This is a genomic window from Methylocucumis oryzae, assembly GCF_000963695.1.
GTDB classification, from domain to species: Bacteria; Pseudomonadota; Gammaproteobacteria; order Methylococcales; family Methylomonadaceae; genus Methylovulum; species Methylovulum oryzae.
The window spans coordinates 1-18,116 of the sequence record NZ_LAJX01000253.1 but is presented as its reverse complement, the minus strand read 5'-3'; the positions used below and the strand labels follow the sequence as shown (position 1 = coordinate 18,116).

Sequence of the window (18,116 nt, the reverse complement as noted above, 5' to 3'; positions counted from 1 at the left end):
GACCCCGTAAATACATCCCTGTAGGCTTGGTGGCAGCATCCCTGCTGCCAACACCTGCATCCTGAATACCCTGTCCCGCTTTACGTTGGTAGCCATTTATTGCAACAAACCCATTGATAATCACATGAATAAACCTAAAAAAGTCGCGATATTAACCGCCGGTGGCTTGGCACCTTGTTTAAGTTCTGCTATCGGCAGTTTGATTGAACGTTATACTGAAATTGACCCTAGCATTGAGATTATTTGTTACCGTAGTGGTTATAAAGGCTTGTTACTCGGTGATTCTTATAGCGTAACCCCTGAAATTCGCGCGAATGCGGGAGTATTACATCGCTTTGGTGGCTCGCCAATCGGGAATAGTCGAGTTAAATTAACCAACGTTAAAGATTGTGTTAAGCGTGGTTTGGTACAGGAAGGGCAAGACCCGCAAAAAGTTGCGGCCGACCAATTGGTTAAAGACGGCGTGGATGTGTTACATACCATTGGTGGCGATGATACCAATACGGCAGCAGCCGATTTAGCCGCATTTTTGGCGAAAAATGACTACGGTTTAACGGTAATTGGTTTGCCGAAAACCGTTGATAATGATGTTTTCCCGATTAAGCAGTCTTTAGGTGCATGGACGGCAGCCGAGCAAGGTGCACGCTATTTCTGGAATGTTGTTGCAGAGAATAATGCAAATCCTCGTATGCTTATCGTGCATGAAGTTATGGGTCGTAATTGTGGCTGGTTAACAGCGGCAACGGCGCATGAGTACCGTAAACTGTTAGATCGTAGCGAATGGTTGCCAGGCCTTGGCTTAGACCGTAAAGCTTTTGAAATTCACGGGGTTTTTATTCCAGAAATGGCTATTGATTTAAACGCAGAAGCTGAGCGTTTGCGTGCAGTTATGGATACAGTCGATTGTGTGAATATTTTTGTTTCGGAAGGTGCTGGAGTTGAAGCGATTGTGGCTGAAATGCAAGCGCGTGGCCAAGACGTTCCGCGTGATGCATTTGGACATATTAAGCTCGATGCGATTAACCCTGGTAAGTGGTTTGGTGAGCAGTTCGCCGCCATGATTGGTGCGGAAAAAACCTTAGTACAAAAATCAGGTTATTTCGCGCGTGCATCAGCTGCAAACGTCGATGATATTCGCTTGATTAAATCATGTGCGGATCTTGCCGTTGAATGCGCATTACGCAGAGAATCGGGCGTGATGGGGCATGATGAAGATAATAACGGCGTGTTACGCGCAATTGAGTTTCCACGTATTAAAGGTGGCAAACCGTTTAATTTAGATACGGCTTGGTTTGAGCAAACTTTAGTTGAGATTGGGCAGACTAAAGGCGCTAAAGTCGAAACCAGCCATTAAGAACCATAATCCGCTACTCGTCTTGGGTGGGTAGCGGATTACTTTTCCTGAGCTATGTTAGTCGGTGTAACGGTTTGTTTTTCTAGTTCCGTTGTTTCTATGCTTTCTAGCTGCTCTTGTTCAGATTCTTGCTCGTCTTCAGTTTCTGATTCTAATTCCTCCGATTCAGCTAAGGCTTGAGCTTCTAGTGCTGCGGCTTCAGCTTCCTTCGCCTCAATAATCGCTAATACTTGTTCATCGGTTGGGATTTTAAAATCATCTAACTCATCCGGCTCTTCGGTTAATTTATCGAAGTAAAACACTGGGCAAAATAACACAATCAATACTGCAATCGCGACAAAACCGGGATTGAGTATGTCCGACAGCCAATAAGCCGTTGCGCTACCTAATAGTATACGCAACGTGCCAGGTGGCTTAATCCTGCCCATAGAGAAAAGCTGGGTTATACCAGGTTAGAGCGCTTAGCAAGCTTGTTTAATGCGTTGCAAAGCATTTGTCAAATTATCCATGCTTGTGGCAATGGAAATTCTAATATGCCCTGGGCTACCAAACGGAGAGCCGGGCACAAGTGCTACGCCTGCTTTTTCGATTAAATATTCCGCGAAGTCTAAATCGTCGTTAACACCGTCTAAGCGTTCAATCAGTTTACTGACATTAGGAAACACGTAAAACGTACCATCGGTTTCTATACACTCTATGCCCGCAATAGTATTAAGCTCAGCCACAACGTAATCGTGGCGTTTTTTAAATTCAGTACACATAGAGCTAATAAAGCTTTGGTCGCCAGTTAAGGCGGCTTCGGCAGCAACTTGAGAAATAGAAGTGGGATTTGATGTGCTTTGCGATTGAATCGTGCACATTGCTTCGATAAGCGATGCCGGGCCTGCCGCATAACCAATACGCCATCCCGTCATTGAATAGGCTTTTGACACGCCATTCATTACCACAGTGCGCTCATAAAATTCAGGATGCGCATTAAGAATATTCACAAAGCTGCCGGGTTGCCACAAGATATGTTCATACATGTCATCGGTGGCAATAATGATATTGGGGAAGTCTGCTAGTACGTCACCTAACGCGGTTAATTCCTCTAAAGAATAGGCAATGCCGGATGGATTCGACGGGCTGTTTAAAAAAATTAATCGGGTTTTATCGGTAATAGCTGCACGTAATTGTTCTGCTGTTATTTTAAAACGCTGTTCTTGGCTGGTTGGAATGCATACCGGTACGCCATCGGCTAATAACACCATGTCAGGATAAGACACCCAAAACGGTGCGGGAATAATGACTTCATCACCCGGATTTAATAAGGCTTGCGTTAAATTAAACGAGCTTTGTTTACCGCCACAGGAAACAAGAATTTGTTTAGGTTGATAGCTAAGCCCATTGTCATGGTTAAATTTAGCAATAATCGCTTGTTTTAAGCTAGCCGTGCCATCGACAGCGGTGTATTTAGTAAAGCCGTTGTTAATTGCTTTAATAGCGGCGGCTTTAATGTGTTCAGGCGTATCAAAATCCGGTTCACCGGCGCCTAAACCAATAATGTCTTTACCTTGTGCACGCATAGCGGCGGCTCGCGCAGTAACCGCTAAAGTGGGGGAGGGTTTTACCGATTGAACCCGGTTAGAAAGTGTGATGCTCATAAGTGCCCGTATTAGTTATAAATTGCGTGATTATACACTAAGCGGAAAGCCTTGCTAATGGTTGAAATATCAGCTTATTTTTACAAGGAGCTCTAATTTGACAGTAAAAAACGAGTCAGAATGTCGAGATATGAACGTTTTATCTCGAAAGTAATGCGATGCTGTTAAAAACGAGCGGAGATAAAAAAACCGCCTTTCGGCGGTTTTTTTATCGTGTGGGTCGCTTAGTTACCCAACCAAATCAATTCAACGCGGCGGTTTTGTGAACGGCCTTCTTCAGTGCTGTTATCGGCAACTGGTTGACGCTCGCCATAACCAACGGCCGTTAAGCGGTTAGAAACGCCTTTCATGCGTAAGTAATCTACTACTGATTGTGAACGTCTTTGCGATAACTTCATGTTGTAAGCGTCTGAGCCTTCGCTACTGGTGTGGCCGCGTACTTCAATGTCGTCTTTTTCAGGATATTTAATTAGGTTTTCTGCTACGGTGTCTAAGATACTCATTGCATTAACGGTTAACTCAGCAGAGTTATATTTGAAATTAACGCCTTTTAATTCCAAGCTAATCGGGCAGCCTTGGCTATCGACTTTACTACCGCTTAAGGTTGCTGGGCATTGATCTACGCAGTTGTTAACGCCGTCAGCATCTGAATCCATTGTTGAGCAGTCTGGCGCAGCAGGGGCTGGAGCTGGAGGTGGTGGAATGTCTAATTTGGCCGCATGGGGTTTAGGTCCTAAAGGAATAACAAAGCCGACATTAACCGTCATGTCATGGAATTCATCTGTGGCGCGGCCATAGGTTTGGTCAAAATTATTGTTGTAGCGGTAACGTACATCACTACGCAATAAAAAAATTGTCATGCAATTCATAAGTAAAACCTGCACCCGCTTCACCAATAAATGAGCTATGTTCGGTGCCGTGAGCGTTAGTTGCCATGCCGCCTAAACCAATAACGGTGTAAGGTGAGAATTTGCCACGCATTAAGAAATATTGCACGTCGGCTGTTGCACCCGCTAGTTGCCATTCACCGTCGCTGCCAGGTTTGCTATCAAAGCCTTGGTAAAAGCCTTTTAATTCGACATTAAAATACTGGTTTAACATTTTGCCTATACCTAGACCGCCGCCCCAGCCATCTTGAGCACCACGGTCGCCGCCGGTATTGATAAACGTAGCGAACGGCGCTGCATACCATCGAGTATCAGTGATTTCTTCAGCATAAGCTGTTGTTGCTACGGTTAGGCCTGTTAATAAGGCCGCCGTCAATAATTTTTGGTTGAACATAATAATATCCTTGATTAGGTAGATTTATAATGAAAAAGTCAGTGTCTTGTTAGTGTGATGTAATGACACTAGCGGTGTTGAACGGTTTGTTGCTAAAAGTACACAGCTTGTTGGTAAGTATGGTGTTGATTGAATTATAGTTCATTCCTCTGAATTATTAAAGTTTGTGGTTATTACCACAACGTTAACTCTGTTAATCAGGGTTCTTTATCCAACGTTAAACTCGTTAAATCTTCTTTAATCAATTCTAACCATTGTTTTTGCAGAGTGGCTTCTGTTTTAAGCTCAGACTGTTGACTGTAAAGTATTCCTAAGCCAAACAATGCCATACACAGCATAACCGCTACGAAAATTATCGTGATTTGCAAATGCTTTATTTGCTGAGACAGCGCTGCTGAATGGCGCTGTACTGCGTCTTGCAGTTCGGGCAGTAATTGTAGTAACGGGTCTTGTCGTGCGCTTTCCGTATTTGCTGTTTGAGCTGTAGTGCTAGTGTTTTCATCAGCGATAGGGAATGCTTCGTTGTCAATAGGGAACAGTGGTTCTGGCGCAGAGTCTGCTTCTAGCAGAACAGGCTCGACGATTAAGGGTATTTGTTTATGGTCTCTTAACTCAGTGTTTCTGTTGATTAGACAATCGGCAATAAATGTTTCTAAAGCAAAATCACTAGCTTTGACGTCTGTGGCAATTTTTTCCTGAACAACAGTAGGCTCAAGGTGAGACTGTTTTGCAGCGTCGTCAGAAAGCACCGTATCGTCCTTAGCATTAACAGCAATATCATCAAATCCTGCATCGGCTAGCAGGCGGTCAATAGGGTCTTGCTCAGAAAAATCGGTAGCAATTGGGTCTATTCTGATGTTATCGTCAGTATGGGTCGCCGCTAAATCAGCTAGGTTTAAATCTGGTTCTTGAGTATTTTCGGCAAAAGTACTATCGTTCCAATATTGTCTTGAAAATCGTTGATGGGTTTTTTTCATATTTAACTCATATAGGGTTAAGATAACGTTAAAAACTAGCAGAGAAGGTTATCAAGAAAGTTAATTTTTGAGCTATGCTTAAGTTACGCTAAAGATTCTCTCTGAGTTGCTAGTGAATTTTAAAAATTAAATCATCTTATATCATGCTGCTAGCCATTACTGCTTTAGGTTTTAACCAAATTAATTTCGTTGCGGAATTGTTATCTGCCGTGACCGAATGTAAATGCAATATTTTAGAAGTACGTTCGACCCGACTTGTACAAGCGACGGGTGCGTATTTGCTAGTACAAGGCAATTGGAATCAAGTTGCTAAACTTGAAACCGCGTTAGAAGGCATACAACGGCGCATGGAAATAAAAATCCATGTCTTACGACCGTCAGAGCAAAAAGAACGCATTAAACGCGGCGTTCCTTATTCACTAGAAACTATATCTATCGACAAAGATAATATCATGGAATCTGTCGCTTCTTTTTTAACAGATAGAGAAATCGATATTGAAGAAATGTCGGGTAGTTCTTATCAAGCGCCTTATATACAAACACCTATTTTCTCAACAAAATTTGTCGTGTTAATTCCAACACACCTTAATTTAATGTCATTGCGCGAAGAGTTTTTGGATTTTTGCGATCAATTTAATATCGATGCCATCCTCGAACCGATAAAACGATAGGTTATTTCATGGCAAACGTTTCTTTAGGTACTGTCGTACCCGACTTTGAGTTGCCTAGCACCGGTGCAAAAATGTTTAGTTTGCAACAGGTTCGCGGGCAGTTTGTGATTGTGTATTTTTATCCCAAAGACAATACGCCTGGTTGTACTCAAGAAGGTCAAGCCTTTCGTGATAATTATAGTCGGTTTAGTGAATTAAACGCGCTGATTGTCGGTATTTCGCGCGATTCGGTTAAAGTCCATGAGGGATTTAAAGCTAAGCAGCAATTTCCTTTTGAGCTGTTAGCCGATACCGATGAAACCGTTTGCCGTTTATTCGACGTTATCAAACCCAAAATCATGTACGGTAAACAGGTGATTGGTATTGAGCGCAGCACGTTTTTAATTGCGCCTGACGGTACGTTATTGCAAGAATGGCGTAAAGTTAAAGTCAACCATCATTGTGACGATGTATTAAATGCACTTACCGATTACGCACGGAACTAGCATGAATATTCAAACAACCCCCGATAAAAAGTTGTTTGTACTGGATACTAATGTCTTAATGCACGATCCAGCCGCTATCTTCAGGTTTCAAGAGCATGATTTATTTATACCTATGGTGGTTTTGGAAGAGCTTGATCACGCTAAAAAAAGGCTTGACTGAAGTTGCTCGCAATGTAAGGCAAGTCAGCCGTTTTTTAGACGAGTTAATCCGCGATACCAATCAACAGTCACTCATTGACGGTATTCCGCTATCGAGAATCGGTGCGAATCCTTTAGCTGAAAAAATGGATTGCGCTGGTCGTTTGTATTTTCAGACCAGCGTCATGAGTGCGTTATTGCCTGACACGATGCCAGGCAGCCTTGCTGATAACTCTATCCTAAGCATTATATTGGCATTAACCAAAAGGCTACCCGCAGTTAATATTATTTTAGTGTCTAAAGACATTAATATGCGTATTAAAGCTGCAACACTTGGTTTGGTTGCTGAGGATTATCATAACGATCAAACGTTAGATGACATCGATTTACTCTATAGCGGTGCAATGGCGTTAGATAGTGATTTTTGGCAAGAACACGGCGCGACGATGCAATCGTGGCAAGAAAAAGATAGGACGTTTTATCGCTTAGACGACCCTTTAGTGGCAGAATGGTATCCGAATCAATATTTATACATGGAAGATGACTTTAATTTTGAAGCGATTGTTAGAAAGCGAGAGGGATATAGCGCTATTTTAGAGCTAGCCCGCGATTATCGCACTAAGCACCATAATATATGGGGCATTTCGGCAAAAAATCGCGAACAAAAATTTCGCATTAAATGTGTTATTAGACCCTGATATTGATTTTGTCACATTGCTTGGCACGGCTGGCACAGGCAAGACCTTGTTGGCATTGGCGGCGGGTTTAGCCATGACGTTGGAAAAAAAACTATACAGCGAAATTGTTATGACTCGCGAAACCGTGCCCATAGGTGAAGATATAGGTTTCTTACCCGGTACGGAGGAGGAAAAAATGGCGCCGTGGATGGGCGCGTTAATGGATAACTTAGAGTTATTAGGCAGCCGTGCTGGTCAAAATGAATGGGAACAAGGTGCAGCGAAAAATATATTGATGAACCGAGTCAAAATCCGCTCATTAAATTTTATGCGTGGCCGAAACGTTTTTAAATCGCTTTTTTAATTATCGATGAGGCACAAAATTTAACGTCTAAACAAATCAAAACCATGATTACTCGCGCCGGCCCTGGTACAAAAATTATTTGTATAGGCAACTTATCGCAAATTGATACGCCGTATTTAACGGCTACAACCTCCGGTTTAACCTATGTGGTTGATCGTTTCAAACATTGGCCGCATAGCGCGCATATAACGTTAAGACGGGGTGAGCGTTCACGTTTAGCCGATTATGCTTCAGATATGCTATAGCTTTATTCATTGGCTTTCATGACCTTCTAACGCATCGCCAATTCTAGCCACGCGGTAATCACGGCTTTGACTAATGTTGCGAGTGGAATGGCAAAAAACACGCCCCAAAATCCCCATAAACCACCAAAAAACAAGATGGCGATAATAATTGCAACAGCATGAAGATTAACGGCTTCTGAGAATAAAATGGGAATTAGAAAAATCGCATCAAGTGCTTGAATGACTGAATAGGCAATAATCACGTACATGAATTCGTCAGCGGTTAAGCCCCATTGTAAATAAGCCACAATCACTACAGGAAACGTCACTAAGGTTGCGCCTACATAAGGGATAATTACAGATAATCCCATAAGCACAGATAATAATAGCGAGTAGTTTAGACTTAACGCGCTATACGTTGCATAACTGACTAGCCATAAGATAATCACTTCAGTAAATTTACCGCGAATATAATTAGCGATTTGGGTGTCGACTTCTTGCCAAACGCGTACCGCTAAATGCTGCCCTTTAGGCATAAATTGCAAAAACCATGACAATAACAACTGTTTGTCTTTCAAAAAGAAAAACACCATCATAGGCACTAAAAATAAATAAATCAGCGCACTGACTAAGCCAATCACGGATGCTGCAGAAAGCGAAATAATTTGTTGGCTATAAGACAATAACTCATTTTGTACGGCATACATCATTTGGTTAATTTTTGACTCAGAGATTAGCTTAGGATAAATTTTTGGTAACTTAGCAATTTCGTGTTGCGCACTGGTGATAATGTAAGGAATATGCTGAACAAGCTCTATGGTTTGCTCTGAGATAATGGGAATTAGAAAAAATAATAAAAAGCTTAACGATGCCAAAAAGACTGAAAATACTAAATAAACCGCAAGTAATCTCGGTATCTTCATGGTTTCGGCCTTGCTTACTACACCTTCTAATAAATAGGCTAAGACAATAGAGGCAAAGACCGGCATTAATAAGTCAGATAAATAATAGATAAGCGTAAAGCCTATGCTTAATAACAAGATTAGCGTAATGGCTTGCTGGTTAGGTAGAATCCGCGTTAGCGATTGTTGGAAATATTGCCAGTTAACAGTTTGTTGCGAATGGTGGTGGTTGTGAGTAGTCATTAAATACAGGTGCAAAGCGAATGAATAATAGCCTTATGTGCCAGACACGATATTTTACCTCTAATAGTGTGTTTAACCCTATGAGCATTTTGGCTTAACGGTTAGAATGCATAAACCTTACTTAATCAGGATAATACTATGCAAATTGATGTGTTTAACGGGGATGCTGATGGAATTTGTGCGCTAATTCAATATCGTTTGGCAAATCCTGCTGAAGCCCAATTAATCACAGGTCCTAAACGAGATATTCAATTACTAGAGCAGGTTCAGGCTCAACCGGGTGACCAAGTGACGGTTCTGGATATTTCGTTAGAAAAAAATCGCCAAGACTTGGACCGAATTTTAGCCGAAGGAGCCGACGTATTTTATGTTGACCACCATCAAGCCGGAGAGCTGCCTAAGCATCCAAAACTAAAAACATTAATCGATACCGATGCTAATGTTTGCACCAGTTTATTAATGGATCAGCACTTGTCGGGTCAATATCGTGCATGGGCGGTCACAGCTGCTTTTGGTGATAATTTAATCGATAGTGCAAAAAAACGCCGCTAAACCGTTAGGGTTATCTGAGCAAGACTTGCAAAAATTAAACGAATTAGGCGTTTGTATTAACTATAACGGTTATGGCGCAACCGTAAGTGATTTGCATTTTGCGCCTGATGCGCTGTATAGGGAATTATCGGCGTATTCGTCACCGTTTGCTTTTATGGCTGACAACAAGTGTGTTTATGAGCAATTACTGACAGGTTATACCGATGATATGGCGTTAGCGATGGCGATTAAGCCTGAGTACCAAACCGATGCGATTGCTGTGTATATTTTGCCAGACCTTGCTTGGGCTAGGCGTATTAGTGGTGTATTTGGCAATGAATTAGCCAACTTAGCACCTTCTCGTGCTCATGCCGTGTTCACTTATACAGAGCAAGGTGATTATCAAATTAGCGTGAGAGCACCTTTAACTAATAAAACTGGCGCAGATGTTTTATGCGCATCGTTTCCTACCGGCGGCGGCCGTAAAAGCGCAGCGGGTGTTAACCATTTGCCATTGAATCAATTGCAAGCGTTTATCGCCGCATTCGAGCGGCAATACACCTAGTTTCAGTACTTTAATCTTTACAAGTAAACATTATGACCAAAAAAAGCAGCAATACCGTTTGGCATCACGCCACTATTACCCGCGCGGATCGGGAAAAATTACATGGCCATAAAAGCGTAATCGTCTGGTTTACCGGTTTATCAGGTTCGGGAAAGTCGACGCTGGCTCATGCCGTAGAGGACTATTTACATAAGCAAGGTATTTCGACCTTTGTTTTGGATGGTGATAATGTGCGTCATGGCTTATGTAGCGATTTAAGCTTTAGCGATAGCGATAGAATCGAAAACATACGCCGTATTGGTGAATTAGCTAAATTAATTATTGAAGCGGGTGTTATTACGTTAACCGCGTTTATATCACCGTTTAAGTCCGACCGTAATTCCGCGCGAAATCTCGTTCCGCATGGTGACTTCTTAGAAATTTATTGTCAATGTCCTATTGAAACCTGTGAGCAGCGCGATGTTAAAGGGTTGTATAAAAAAGCCAGGGCAGGCGAGATACCTTTTTTCACCGGTATCGATTCGCCTTATGAAGCACCGGAGCAGCCAGAATTAGTCGTCAATACTCACGAACAATCTTTAGATGATAGCGTTCAGCGCGTCATTGAACTCTTGGTATCACGTGGTGTTATCCAATCACCGCAAGAAAATTAAGTTTAAAACTAAAGCTATCTTATTCATTTTTCTTGACTTCTTCGTTTAGATATTGTTAAACATTCGTGCGCACAACCGTGTGCGCATCTATTCACAATAATAACGAGGTAGAGATTATGGGGATTGTTACCACCAGTTTAGGACTGGAAATGCTGTTTAGATGGATGCATTTTTTAGGCGGCATTACTTGGATAGGTTTGTTGTATTATTTTAACTTTGTCCAAGGCGAATATTTTAAAGAGGCGGATGGCGCAGCAAAATCCGATGCTATACAAAAATTAGTGCCTAGAGCGCTTGCGTGGTTTCGTTGGGCCGCTGTTGTTACGTTAGTGTCAGGCTTGGCTATCTTTGCGATAAAAGGTGGCGGTATGTCTATGGATATTTATGTCGGCGCGCTTATCGCTACGATTATGTTCTTAAATGTTTGGTTAGTTATTTGGCCAAACCAAAAAATCGTTATCGCATCGGCGCAACAAGTTGCTGCAGGTCAGCCCGCATTGCCCGAAGCGGCAGAGGCACTCAGTACAGCCGGTTTAGCATCGAGAACCAATGCGTTATTGTCAGGACCTATGTTGTTTTTAATGGGGGCGTCTGCGCATTACCCGCATAAATTCAGCATCCTAGCATTTTTACTAGCGTCACTCATTGTATTAGCTCTTGAATACAATGGCGCTTATCCTATGCTGAAAAAGCTAGAGTTTGTTAAAAAACTACCGGCTGCCGGTATTATGGGGCCTTGTGCAAGTGTTAAAGGTGTCATCCATTGCAGTTTAGGATTGACCGTAGTGATATTTTTAATTTTAGATTACCTCTAAATTTTGTTGTCATGTAGCCGCAACAGCGGCTACATGTTCTCTTGCCATGATATGTTCTAATTATCTGTTTGTTTATGGTAGTTTAAGAACGTTACTGTGTTCACCGCATTCTTTTGCCTTCTCAAAAGCTGACTGTCGTTTCATCAGCCACGCCTATTTAACTGCTCGCTTATATCAAATCGCCGATTACCCAGGCGTTATCGCGTCTACTCAACCCGATGAAAAAGTCTATGGCGAGCTGTATTACATCACTAACACCAACGTATTAACGATTTTAGATGAGTACGAAGAGTGTACCCGTCATTTTGCTGAGCCACATGAGTATGTCCGTAAATGCTTACCTGTTCAATTAACAACAGGAAAAACTGTCAACGCGTGGGTTTATGTCTATAATCGTGACGTATCGGGTCTTAAACGGATTATTAGTGGTGATTACTTGGCTTAATGCAGTGAGATATGAGACGCATTAAGTGTGTGCGTTACGCTTTTTGTCAACTCATTATGTAAGTTAATAAGTTGGATAGTCAGCACATGTAGGCATAGGGTTATTTCTCTAATGCCATGTCTATTAAGAAATTTTGAACACTGTTAGATTAAGAATGAACAAGCGTATTAATAATTTGATTTGATTCATGTTAGAGATTAATATCAGTATTTTTTGTTATGAATGGAGTTAGCTGATAAAAAAGGCCGCTATTATTACACACGCTTCAGAGGCCGAAGATTTTGAATATAAATTACACAGTTTACATAACAAGGAGACGCCTTCTAGTGTTGTCCTTGTGGTCGCATTACAACCTAACATAGAGATAAATGATGGATAACGATGACAACAACAAAAAACTGCTCTCTGCGGCTGAATTCTATAACAATACTGCTAGAAAGCTACTGGCAACCGAGCGCGGGTTACATGCGGAAACTCTGATTACATCGGTAGCTCGCATGGCCGGTACGTTGATGTACATAAATTTTGACTTTGATAAAAACATTAAACCAGGCACAACCGTTTTGTCTGAGCACGCTAATTTGCACGGGCCGAAATTGATGGAACTGATGTTTGTCACCTTGCGACAATTGGGCCACAAAGTAACTGAGGAAAACCTCAACAAGGACTACGCTTCATCTAAATTCTCCCAACTTAACTTTCAAGAATCTTGCCAACGCCTTGCACCATTCTTTATTAAATATTGCGAAGTGGCGCCACTCTCTTTTAGAGACGCAGCCTTAGGCGCGGCCATCGCCACCGGTATCCTCGTCCACGATTGCCGCGAGGTTTTAGCCGTTGAAAACGGTGCCGCTCTTGCTGTCTATGGCTTTGTTGAAGGTACAAAAACTGCGCCTTATCCTTAGCTTGTATAGGGTGGCACAAGCTGCATCCTTTGTGAATGATGCGTTTTTTTATTGTTACCGTGTCTGTCGATTCAGGGCAACGCTCATGTCACAAATCCAATCCACATTAACAGCAACTATGAAGTAGATAAATAGGAGATAAAGCGTATGGCATTTAAAAACGAAAAAATACCTGAACAAGACAGGGAAATGTTCGAGTCAGTAATCAACTACGAAAACCTAAAAAAGCAAGCACCCTATATAACAGAGTTTCAATCAAAGCGCATTTCCAGGTGGACGATAGATCGTGAGCGCGGAGTTTATATTTTAGGTGTTATCGGAGGGGGGCGAGAACAAATGCACTATTGTGCGTTAGTCATTGACGGGAAAGCCGTGGTTTTTAACGATGACCAAAAAACGAAAGGTACTTTGAGTGCTGGCCTTGAAGAGCATTGGGACATCTATGATCTACGGATACCAGCAGAACTTGAGCTGCGGCGGGAGGAAATCAAGCAATTGATCCGTGAAGGCCTTGAAGAAATGGCCCATTGGTATTTCACTGCAGAGGGCGGGACGGTGGCTAATCCCAACACGACGGCACGAATGAACATTATATCTTTTGAAGTCGAATTTAAATAACTGGAGGAATTAATTATGGCATATACAATTGATGAAGCACTAAGCCAAGTAGGGTACGCACAGCGTTACTCTACTTGGCTTTATTTTTAACTTAATAGGCTTAAAAAAATGACTTTTATTAATGAATACATTTCCCCTGAAGACAGGGTTAAATACGACCTCGACAACATTAGCCGCCGGTATATCTGTCCGGGAATATCCACACAGTGGACAATTGACCACGACAGAAATATTTATTTGAGGAATATTGCACATGGTGTTGGACATTCCAAAAAAATACGTGTGGCATTTTTTCTGGCAAGGCCATTTGATTGAGTTCAATCTTGAAACTTTAGAAAAAATCGGTCACGGCAGGGGGGGCGAAAAGTGGGTACATGAAAAAATAACCAACTTCCAACTGCCTGAATGTTTAACAGACAAGCGGGATGAAATTCTGGCCGATATTAAAGAAGCCCTGCTTTGTTATAAAGACGGCGGAGTCTATGCGACAGCCTCCGCTTATCATTTAACCTTAGATATTTGAAATAGGAGCAATACCCCATGTCCCTGACTGTCCAAGATGCAATTCAAGAACTCACAAATAACCCCACCGCCTATGCCACCATCGACGCGCTAAGGGCATTGGCCAACCAAGTGTCCGTGGAAGCAACGGGCGATGTCACCGTGCTGTATAGCGGGCGGTTGTCCGATGGAACATCGACATCGGATTTGATTAAAAATATGCTTGCTAGCGGTGAAAACATCAAAGTCATTGATAAGACACCTGTTGCTGAATTCCTAACTTCCGATGAATTCCTAGAGGCTGTCGGTAATATTTATGGTGTTGAGTTAAAGGATATGCAAAATGAAAATTTTTCACACCCGGCAAAAGATTGGCTTTTCGATGCGAAAAACGGGCCTTGGGCCGATGCTTCTTACCGTTTTGCGATGGATGCCTTCGGCGATGTCCGTGTCATTGCCCCCGAGGCCAATATAACCCGTGTTTTCGGCGCAACCGAACTCCCCGCCCTACTGGCCAACGACAACGTCACCGCCATCGAAGGCATCCCGAAAGCTGACTTGCTGAAACTAGGCAGCCCTGAAGCCATCTTCGAGGCTATCAAAGTTGCGTCCTTCCAGCATCTGGCTTACACCGGCCTGCATTATGACAAAGACGCCACCCATGCGACCGATGACTTCCTGCATGAAATCACCGACACCGAAAACTATTTGGCACAGCACCCTGAAGCCAATGGCCGTATTAAAAAGGTTTTAGATACCTTAACCGATGACCAAAAAGCCATCTATAAGGCGTTTGCCGAAGCGATCACCGGTTCGCCGCACGGCTTAAGTGCGGGCGGCAAGCTACTCAACAAGCTGGGTGTTGTCGGCGGCCTTATGGGGTTCGCGTTGGCCTACAGCGATGCCGCATCTGCCGCCGAAAGCGGCGACACCGAACAGGCCAAGGAAATCATGGCGCAATGGGCGGTCGATGAGACCGGTTCCGTTACCGGAGAAGCTTTGGGGACAGCGGTAGGTGGTATTGCAGTAGCCTTGCTGGCGGCAGCGGGTGCGGTGGTTTCGGCACCGGTTGCCGCTGTCATTATTGTAGGCGGTTCTTTGGTCGGTGGATTTTTCGGAGGGGATGCTGCTACTGATCTTTACGAGCTATTAAAAGACAAAGACGAAAACGACCGCTTAGACCTTATCGACAAACTGGCCGACCTATTATTCGGCGACGAGGGCGGCACGGAATTGCCGGACGACTTGAACGGTGATGCGTTGACGTTTATCCCGGCGTTTGAACACGATGACATTGTTGAAACCGCCAAAACTGACATCGCTTGGCGTTATGCCTTGAAGCAGCTAAATCCGTTTGTTATTTCAGACATTTCTTACGAGCAGCATAATACCGACGGTGCCTTAGATTTGTATGACCCTGAAACTGGCGAGGGTCGCCTCACCGAGCAGTGGCTCAATGACCGTGCGCGCTTTGTGGTACTTGTTGCTAAAGCCTCGGAGAACTCAACACCTGATCCGCTCTTAAGCTTGAATTATTTTAAAGACATCACCGATGAAAAAGAGTTAGGTATGCCGGTTGGTACGAATCAAACCATTTTTGGCAGCGATGAGGCGGATGCGATTGAAGGCGGTGCGCTTATTGACCATCTTTATGGCGGCGAGAGTAATGACACCCTCACCGGCAACAGCGGTAATGATTATCTGGAAGGCGGTTTAAGCGATGATACTTACATTATCAATGAGGCTGATGGTGTCGATACGCTACTCGACATCGATGGTCAAGTCAGTATTTTGTACAAGGGCGAGCCGCTGAGTGGTGGACTAAGAGTTGCTGAAAATACCTGGGTGAGTGCCGACCACTTAACGACTTACACATTGTCGGGCGACACGTTATTCATCAATGAGAATATTCAAATCCAAGACTTTATTAGAGGCGATCTTTTGGCATTGCTACCTAAATCCCTATGAATGTGGTTTAGTTGTTTTTCATAAAAATGGCCATCCGTTTTTATGAAAGCCAATATCTATAACCTAAACCACAAACAGGAGGTAGTTATGAGAAACCAAACAAGCGATTTATCCCTATCACCGCGAGGTGAAACCATGTGGCGCGATGCTCGTTGGTTAGTACGCCTTAGGGCTTGGAATTCGGTAAAACACGGCTACGCCAAAACGTGATCGATTGACCTTCCCAGTTTTCACTGTTATTAAAGACAGGGCATTTATACCAACAATTGGGGCAATGATGAAAAGTATGACATTAAAGGTATCGAGTGACGCGAACGATGCGCCTCCTAACGTCGGCAGCATCCTATCAGCGCACTTTATCGCGTTTTAATTCCGGCAATTTTATAAAAACTAATTCACTCAACAGCCAATTAGGAGAAAAACCATGGCTTATGTACTTGAAACCATAACATCTGAAGATCAGGAAAAAATCCTTAAAGATGCGGAGTGCGATGAAGAAAAACACGGATTGTTAAGATATGCGAAAGATCATGTTGATTTTCCAGAAACTTGGGCGATTGATTATCAGCGCAACTACTATATGCTGATTGCGCCAGTTATTGTGCGCCCTGATGAGCCGGGTGGGGCAATATTTTTTTACTTTAAAGGGTTCCTGTTTGAGATTTGTATTGAGTCTCCATTTGGAAACAAAATAAAGTGTATTGACAAACCAAGTCCTTCAATTTTTTTCTGACTTCCAAGAAGAAATTATCGCTGCTTTTAGCGTGTTTGGCCGTGGTGGTCGAGGACCATTAAACGAATCTGGAATTCCAGAATTTTCTATAACTCCTAAGTTTAAATTTGAGGACTAAATTATGTCTATATCTTTTGATCAAGCTATAGCTGAACTTGCTACAGACAATTATAAAACTGTCAATGAAATATTTGATCTCGTTAAGCAAGTATCAGGAAGTGTTTCGGGAGCGACCAGTGAAAGCACCTATTTACTTTACTCTGGAAAAATGCCAGATGGAGATACTTATGCATCAAGTGTTGCGAGTGTTATTAAACAGGCAGGAGTAGGGATTGATGTAGTAAGCAGCGAAATTGGCCAATTGATTAAGACAGGTGAAAGACCGGGAGGGGCGCTTCAAGTTGCTTTAGACGGCAACTTCCGCATCATCGCCCCGCTCAAACCCGATGACTTAAGCATCTTTATCCAAAGCGAACTGCCCGCCTTATTGGACAATCCGAAAATTACCTCAATAGACGGCATTCAACGGATCGATTTGCTGGCGCTGAAAAACTCGCACGGCTTGGAAGCGGTTAAAAAACTCATCACGGCTAACTCCCTCGCGCACGTAATGTTTACCGAGTTATCTACGTTCAATGTCGATGATTACATTCACTTGACTCAAGACCAGTTAAGAGAATTAGCCGCCGATATGGCAAAACGCGCGGATATGGAAGATTTTCTCAATGCCATAGGCAATTCAGGAAGAGAATATTATGAAGAAGGTCGTAGGCTAATCAACGAACTTGCCCAGGAATCCAGTGGATTCGGAGATATTTTCAAAAAAGCACTTGCACCGGTGGCATTGACTGTCGGTTTAGCGTTGGCCGCACATGATGCTAGCGCAGCAGAAGAGGCAGGCGATCATGAAGGTGCTCAAGATATTATGGAACGGTGGGCGGCTGAAACGACTGGTTCCGAAATGGGGGCACTTGTGGTCGGAGCAATCGCCGATATAGGGGCCGCTGCCTTAGTTGCAGGCGGCATAATATCTGCGCCTGTAGCAGGTGCTCTAGTTATTGGGGCGGCATTGATCGGTGGTTATTTTGGTGCCGAAGGCGGTCTTGGTCTTTACGAGCTATTAAAAGACAAAGACGAAAAACGACCGCTTAGACCTCATCGACAAACTGGTAGAGCTATTATTCGGCGACGAGGGCGGCACGGAATTGCCGGATGATTTGAACGGTGATGATTTGACGTTTATCCCGGCGCTTGAACACGATGACATTGTTGAAACTGCTAAAACCGACATCGCTTGGCGTTATGCCTTGAAGCAGTTAAATCCGTTTGTTATTTCAGACATTTCTTACGATCAGCATAACACTGATGGTGCCTTAGACATGTATGACCCTGAAACTGGCGAGGGTAGCCTCACCGAGCAGTG

22 protein-coding genes and 1 pseudogene are annotated in these 18,116 nt (G+C 43.1%); 17 read left to right on the top strand and 6 right to left on the bottom strand.

The features are described 5' to 3' along the window. The first annotated feature begins 124 nt into the window (after positions 1 to 124). The gene (locus VZ94_RS19270) at positions 125 to 1,354 is read left to right on the top strand and encodes a pyrophosphate--fructose-6-phosphate 1-phosphotransferase (protein ID WP_045780480.1); all 1,230 of its coding nucleotides are present in this window, start codon (positions 125 to 127) and stop codon (positions 1,352 to 1,354) included. Between the two features lie 38 nt (positions 1,355 to 1,392). Here VZ94_RS19270 and VZ94_RS19265 read toward each other — a convergent pair whose 3' ends face one another. From VZ94_RS19265 to VZ94_RS19250, 5 genes are all read right to left on the bottom strand, one after another. Continuing rightward, positions 1,393 to 1,755, bottom strand: a complete 363-nt coding sequence (locus VZ94_RS19265) for a hypothetical protein (RefSeq protein WP_131655648.1) — start codon at positions 1,753 to 1,755, stop codon at positions 1,393 to 1,395. A gap of 60 nt (positions 1,756 to 1,815) precedes the next feature. Continuing rightward, positions 1,816 to 2,997 carry a pyridoxal phosphate-dependent aminotransferase gene (locus VZ94_RS19260; RefSeq protein WP_045780478.1) on the bottom strand — a complete coding sequence of 394 codons (1,182 nt, stop codon included), beginning with the start codon at positions 2,995 to 2,997 and terminating at the stop codon, positions 1,816 to 1,818. 224 nt (positions 2,998 to 3,221) lie between these two features. Beyond that, the gene (locus VZ94_RS32535) at positions 3,222 to 3,857 is read right to left on the bottom strand and encodes an OmpA family protein (protein WP_338040530.1); all 636 of its coding nucleotides are present in this window, start codon (positions 3,855 to 3,857) and stop codon (positions 3,222 to 3,224) included. Continuing rightward, a complete protein-coding gene (locus tag VZ94_RS32530; RefSeq protein WP_338040529.1) occupies positions 3,835 to 4,278 on the bottom strand; it encodes an outer membrane beta-barrel protein in 444 nt (147 codons plus the stop codon). Before VZ94_RS32530 ends, VZ94_RS32535 begins: the two co-directional genes overlap by 23 nt. A gap of 197 nt (positions 4,279 to 4,475) precedes the next feature. Continuing rightward, positions 4,476 to 5,255, bottom strand: coding sequence for a hypothetical protein (locus VZ94_RS19250; protein ID WP_045780477.1), 780 nt, complete (start codon positions 5,253 to 5,255; stop codon positions 4,476 to 4,478). A 143-nt stretch (positions 5,256 to 5,398) separates the two neighbouring features. Between VZ94_RS19250 and VZ94_RS19245 the strand changes: the two genes are divergently transcribed. The 3 genes and pseudogenes from VZ94_RS19245 to VZ94_RS19235 all read left to right on the top strand — a co-directional run bounded on the left by VZ94_RS19245 (position 5,399) and on the right by VZ94_RS19235 (position 7,835). Beyond that, complete coding sequence (locus VZ94_RS19245) at positions 5,399 to 5,926, top strand: glycine cleavage system transcriptional repressor (RefSeq protein WP_045780476.1); 528 nt, start codon at positions 5,399 to 5,401, stop codon at positions 5,924 to 5,926. Between the two features lie 8 nt (positions 5,927 to 5,934). Beyond that, positions 5,935 to 6,411, top strand: coding sequence for a peroxiredoxin (locus tag VZ94_RS19240; protein ID WP_045780475.1), 477 nt, complete (start codon positions 5,935 to 5,937; stop codon positions 6,409 to 6,411). Position 6,412: 1 nt separating this feature from the next. Further along, a pseudogene (locus tag VZ94_RS19235) lies at positions 6,413 to 7,835 on the top strand (PhoH family protein). A 26-nt stretch (positions 7,836 to 7,861) separates the two neighbouring features. Here VZ94_RS19235 and VZ94_RS19230 read toward each other — a convergent pair. Further along, positions 7,862 to 8,959: an AI-2E family transporter gene (locus VZ94_RS19230; RefSeq protein WP_045780474.1), complete on the bottom strand. Its 1,098-nt coding sequence runs from the start codon at positions 8,957 to 8,959 to the stop codon at positions 7,862 to 7,864. Between the two features lie 138 nt (positions 8,960 to 9,097). On the opposite strand from VZ94_RS19230, the gene VZ94_RS32525 reads away from it, so the two are divergent. The 13 genes from VZ94_RS32525 to VZ94_RS19175 all read left to right on the top strand — a co-directional run. Then, on the top strand, positions 9,098 to 9,511 hold the full coding sequence (locus VZ94_RS32525; RefSeq protein ID WP_338040528.1) for a DHH family phosphoesterase: 414 nt from the start codon (positions 9,098 to 9,100) through the stop codon (positions 9,509 to 9,511). Beyond that, on the top strand, positions 9,492 to 10,055 hold the full coding sequence (locus VZ94_RS32520; RefSeq protein ID WP_338040527.1) for a hypothetical protein: 564 nt from the start codon (positions 9,492 to 9,494) through the stop codon (positions 10,053 to 10,055). Before VZ94_RS32525 ends, VZ94_RS32520 begins: the two co-directional genes overlap by 20 nt. A 32-nt stretch (positions 10,056 to 10,087) precedes the next feature. Beyond that, complete coding sequence (gene cysC, locus VZ94_RS19220) at positions 10,088 to 10,708, top strand: adenylyl-sulfate kinase (RefSeq protein ID WP_045780473.1); 621 nt, start codon at positions 10,088 to 10,090, stop codon at positions 10,706 to 10,708. A 116-nt stretch (positions 10,709 to 10,824) separates the two neighbouring features. After that, positions 10,825 to 11,523 (top strand): urate hydroxylase PuuD, encoded by a 699-nt coding sequence (locus tag VZ94_RS19215; RefSeq protein ID WP_045780472.1) that lies wholly within the window; start codon positions 10,825 to 10,827, stop codon positions 11,521 to 11,523. Positions 11,524 to 11,569: 46 nt separating this feature from the next. Then, positions 11,570 to 11,968 carry a gamma-glutamylcyclotransferase family protein gene (locus VZ94_RS19210; protein ID WP_045780471.1) on the top strand — a complete coding sequence of 133 codons (399 nt, stop codon included), beginning with the start codon at positions 11,570 to 11,572 and terminating at the stop codon, positions 11,966 to 11,968. Positions 11,969 to 12,336: 368 nt separating this feature from the next. Further along, a complete protein-coding gene (locus tag VZ94_RS19205; protein WP_131655647.1) occupies positions 12,337 to 12,873 on the top strand; it encodes a hypothetical protein in 537 nt (178 codons plus the stop codon). Positions 12,874 to 13,020: 147 nt separating this feature from the next. Further along, the gene (locus tag VZ94_RS19200; protein ID WP_045780469.1) at positions 13,021 to 13,491 is read left to right on the top strand and encodes a hypothetical protein; all 471 of its coding nucleotides are present in this window, start codon (positions 13,021 to 13,023) and stop codon (positions 13,489 to 13,491) included. 253 nt (positions 13,492 to 13,744) lie between these two features. Beyond that, the gene (locus tag VZ94_RS19195) at positions 13,745 to 14,014 is read left to right on the top strand and encodes a hypothetical protein (protein ID WP_045780468.1); all 270 of its coding nucleotides are present in this window, start codon (positions 13,745 to 13,747) and stop codon (positions 14,012 to 14,014) included. Positions 14,015 to 14,031: 17 nt separating this feature from the next. Then, complete coding sequence (locus tag VZ94_RS19190) at positions 14,032 to 15,960, top strand: calcium-binding protein (RefSeq protein ID WP_045780467.1); 1,929 nt, start codon at positions 14,032 to 14,034, stop codon at positions 15,958 to 15,960. Between the two features lie 87 nt (positions 15,961 to 16,047). Then, positions 16,048 to 16,170 (top strand): hypothetical protein, encoded by a 123-nt coding sequence (locus tag VZ94_RS31185; protein WP_275575330.1) that lies wholly within the window; start codon positions 16,048 to 16,050, stop codon positions 16,168 to 16,170. 214 nt (positions 16,171 to 16,384) lie between these two features. Then, a complete protein-coding gene (locus VZ94_RS19185; protein WP_045780466.1) occupies positions 16,385 to 16,693 on the top strand; it encodes a hypothetical protein in 309 nt (102 codons plus the stop codon). A 121-nt stretch (positions 16,694 to 16,814) separates the two neighbouring features. After that, positions 16,815 to 17,909 (top strand): hypothetical protein, encoded by a 1,095-nt coding sequence (locus VZ94_RS19180; RefSeq protein ID WP_045780465.1) that lies wholly within the window; start codon positions 16,815 to 16,817, stop codon positions 17,907 to 17,909. Next, the coding region (locus tag VZ94_RS19175; RefSeq protein ID WP_131655646.1) for a hypothetical protein at positions 17,899 to 18,116 on the top strand (218 nt) is incomplete at its 3' end. The genes VZ94_RS19180 and VZ94_RS19175, both read left to right, overlap by 11 nt.

Bases quoted from the DNA above. Each gene is read 5' to 3' on its own strand.
- VZ94_RS19270 (WP_045780480.1), top strand. From the start codon at position 125: ATGAATAAACCTAAAAAAGTCGCGATATTAACCGCCGGTGGCTTGGCA.
- VZ94_RS19260 (WP_045780478.1), bottom strand. From the start codon at position 2,997: ATGAGCATCACACTTTCTAACCGGGTTCAATCGGTAAAACCCTCCCCC.
- VZ94_RS32535 (WP_338040530.1), bottom strand. From the start codon at position 3,857: ATGACAATTTTTTTATTGCGTAGTGATGTACGTTACCGCTACAACAAT.
- VZ94_RS32530 (WP_338040529.1), bottom strand. From the start codon at position 4,278: ATGTTCAACCAAAAATTATTGACGGCGGCCTTATTAACAGGCCTAACC.
- VZ94_RS19250 (WP_045780477.1), bottom strand. From the start codon at position 5,255: ATGAAAAAAACCCATCAACGATTTTCAAGACAATATTGGAACGATAGT.
- VZ94_RS19245 (WP_045780476.1), top strand. From the start codon at position 5,399: ATGCTGCTAGCCATTACTGCTTTAGGTTTTAACCAAATTAATTTCGTT.
- VZ94_RS19240 (WP_045780475.1), top strand. From the start codon at position 5,935: ATGGCAAACGTTTCTTTAGGTACTGTCGTACCCGACTTTGAGTTGCCT.
- VZ94_RS19230 (WP_045780474.1), bottom strand. From the start codon at position 8,959: ATGACTACTCACAACCACCACCATTCGCAACAAACTGTTAACTGGCAA.
- VZ94_RS32525 (WP_338040528.1), top strand. From the start codon at position 9,098: ATGCAAATTGATGTGTTTAACGGGGATGCTGATGGAATTTGTGCGCTA.
- cysC (WP_045780473.1), top strand. From the start codon at position 10,088: ATGACCAAAAAAAGCAGCAATACCGTTTGGCATCACGCCACTATTACC.
- VZ94_RS19215 (WP_045780472.1), top strand. From the start codon at position 10,825: ATGGGGATTGTTACCACCAGTTTAGGACTGGAAATGCTGTTTAGATGG.
- VZ94_RS19210 (WP_045780471.1), top strand. From the start codon at position 11,570: ATGATATGTTCTAATTATCTGTTTGTTTATGGTAGTTTAAGAACGTTA.
- VZ94_RS19205 (WP_131655647.1), top strand. From the start codon at position 12,337: ATGATGGATAACGATGACAACAACAAAAAACTGCTCTCTGCGGCTGAA.
- VZ94_RS19200 (WP_045780469.1), top strand. From the start codon at position 13,021: ATGGCATTTAAAAACGAAAAAATACCTGAACAAGACAGGGAAATGTTC.
- VZ94_RS19195 (WP_045780468.1), top strand. From the start codon at position 13,745: ATGGTGTTGGACATTCCAAAAAAATACGTGTGGCATTTTTTCTGGCAA.
- VZ94_RS19190 (WP_045780467.1), top strand. From the start codon at position 14,032: ATGTCCCTGACTGTCCAAGATGCAATTCAAGAACTCACAAATAACCCC.
- VZ94_RS31185 (WP_275575330.1), top strand. From the start codon at position 16,048: ATGAGAAACCAAACAAGCGATTTATCCCTATCACCGCGAGGTGAAACC.
- VZ94_RS19185 (WP_045780466.1), top strand. From the start codon at position 16,385: ATGGCTTATGTACTTGAAACCATAACATCTGAAGATCAGGAAAAAATC.
- VZ94_RS19180 (WP_045780465.1), top strand. From the start codon at position 16,815: ATGTCTATATCTTTTGATCAAGCTATAGCTGAACTTGCTACAGACAAT.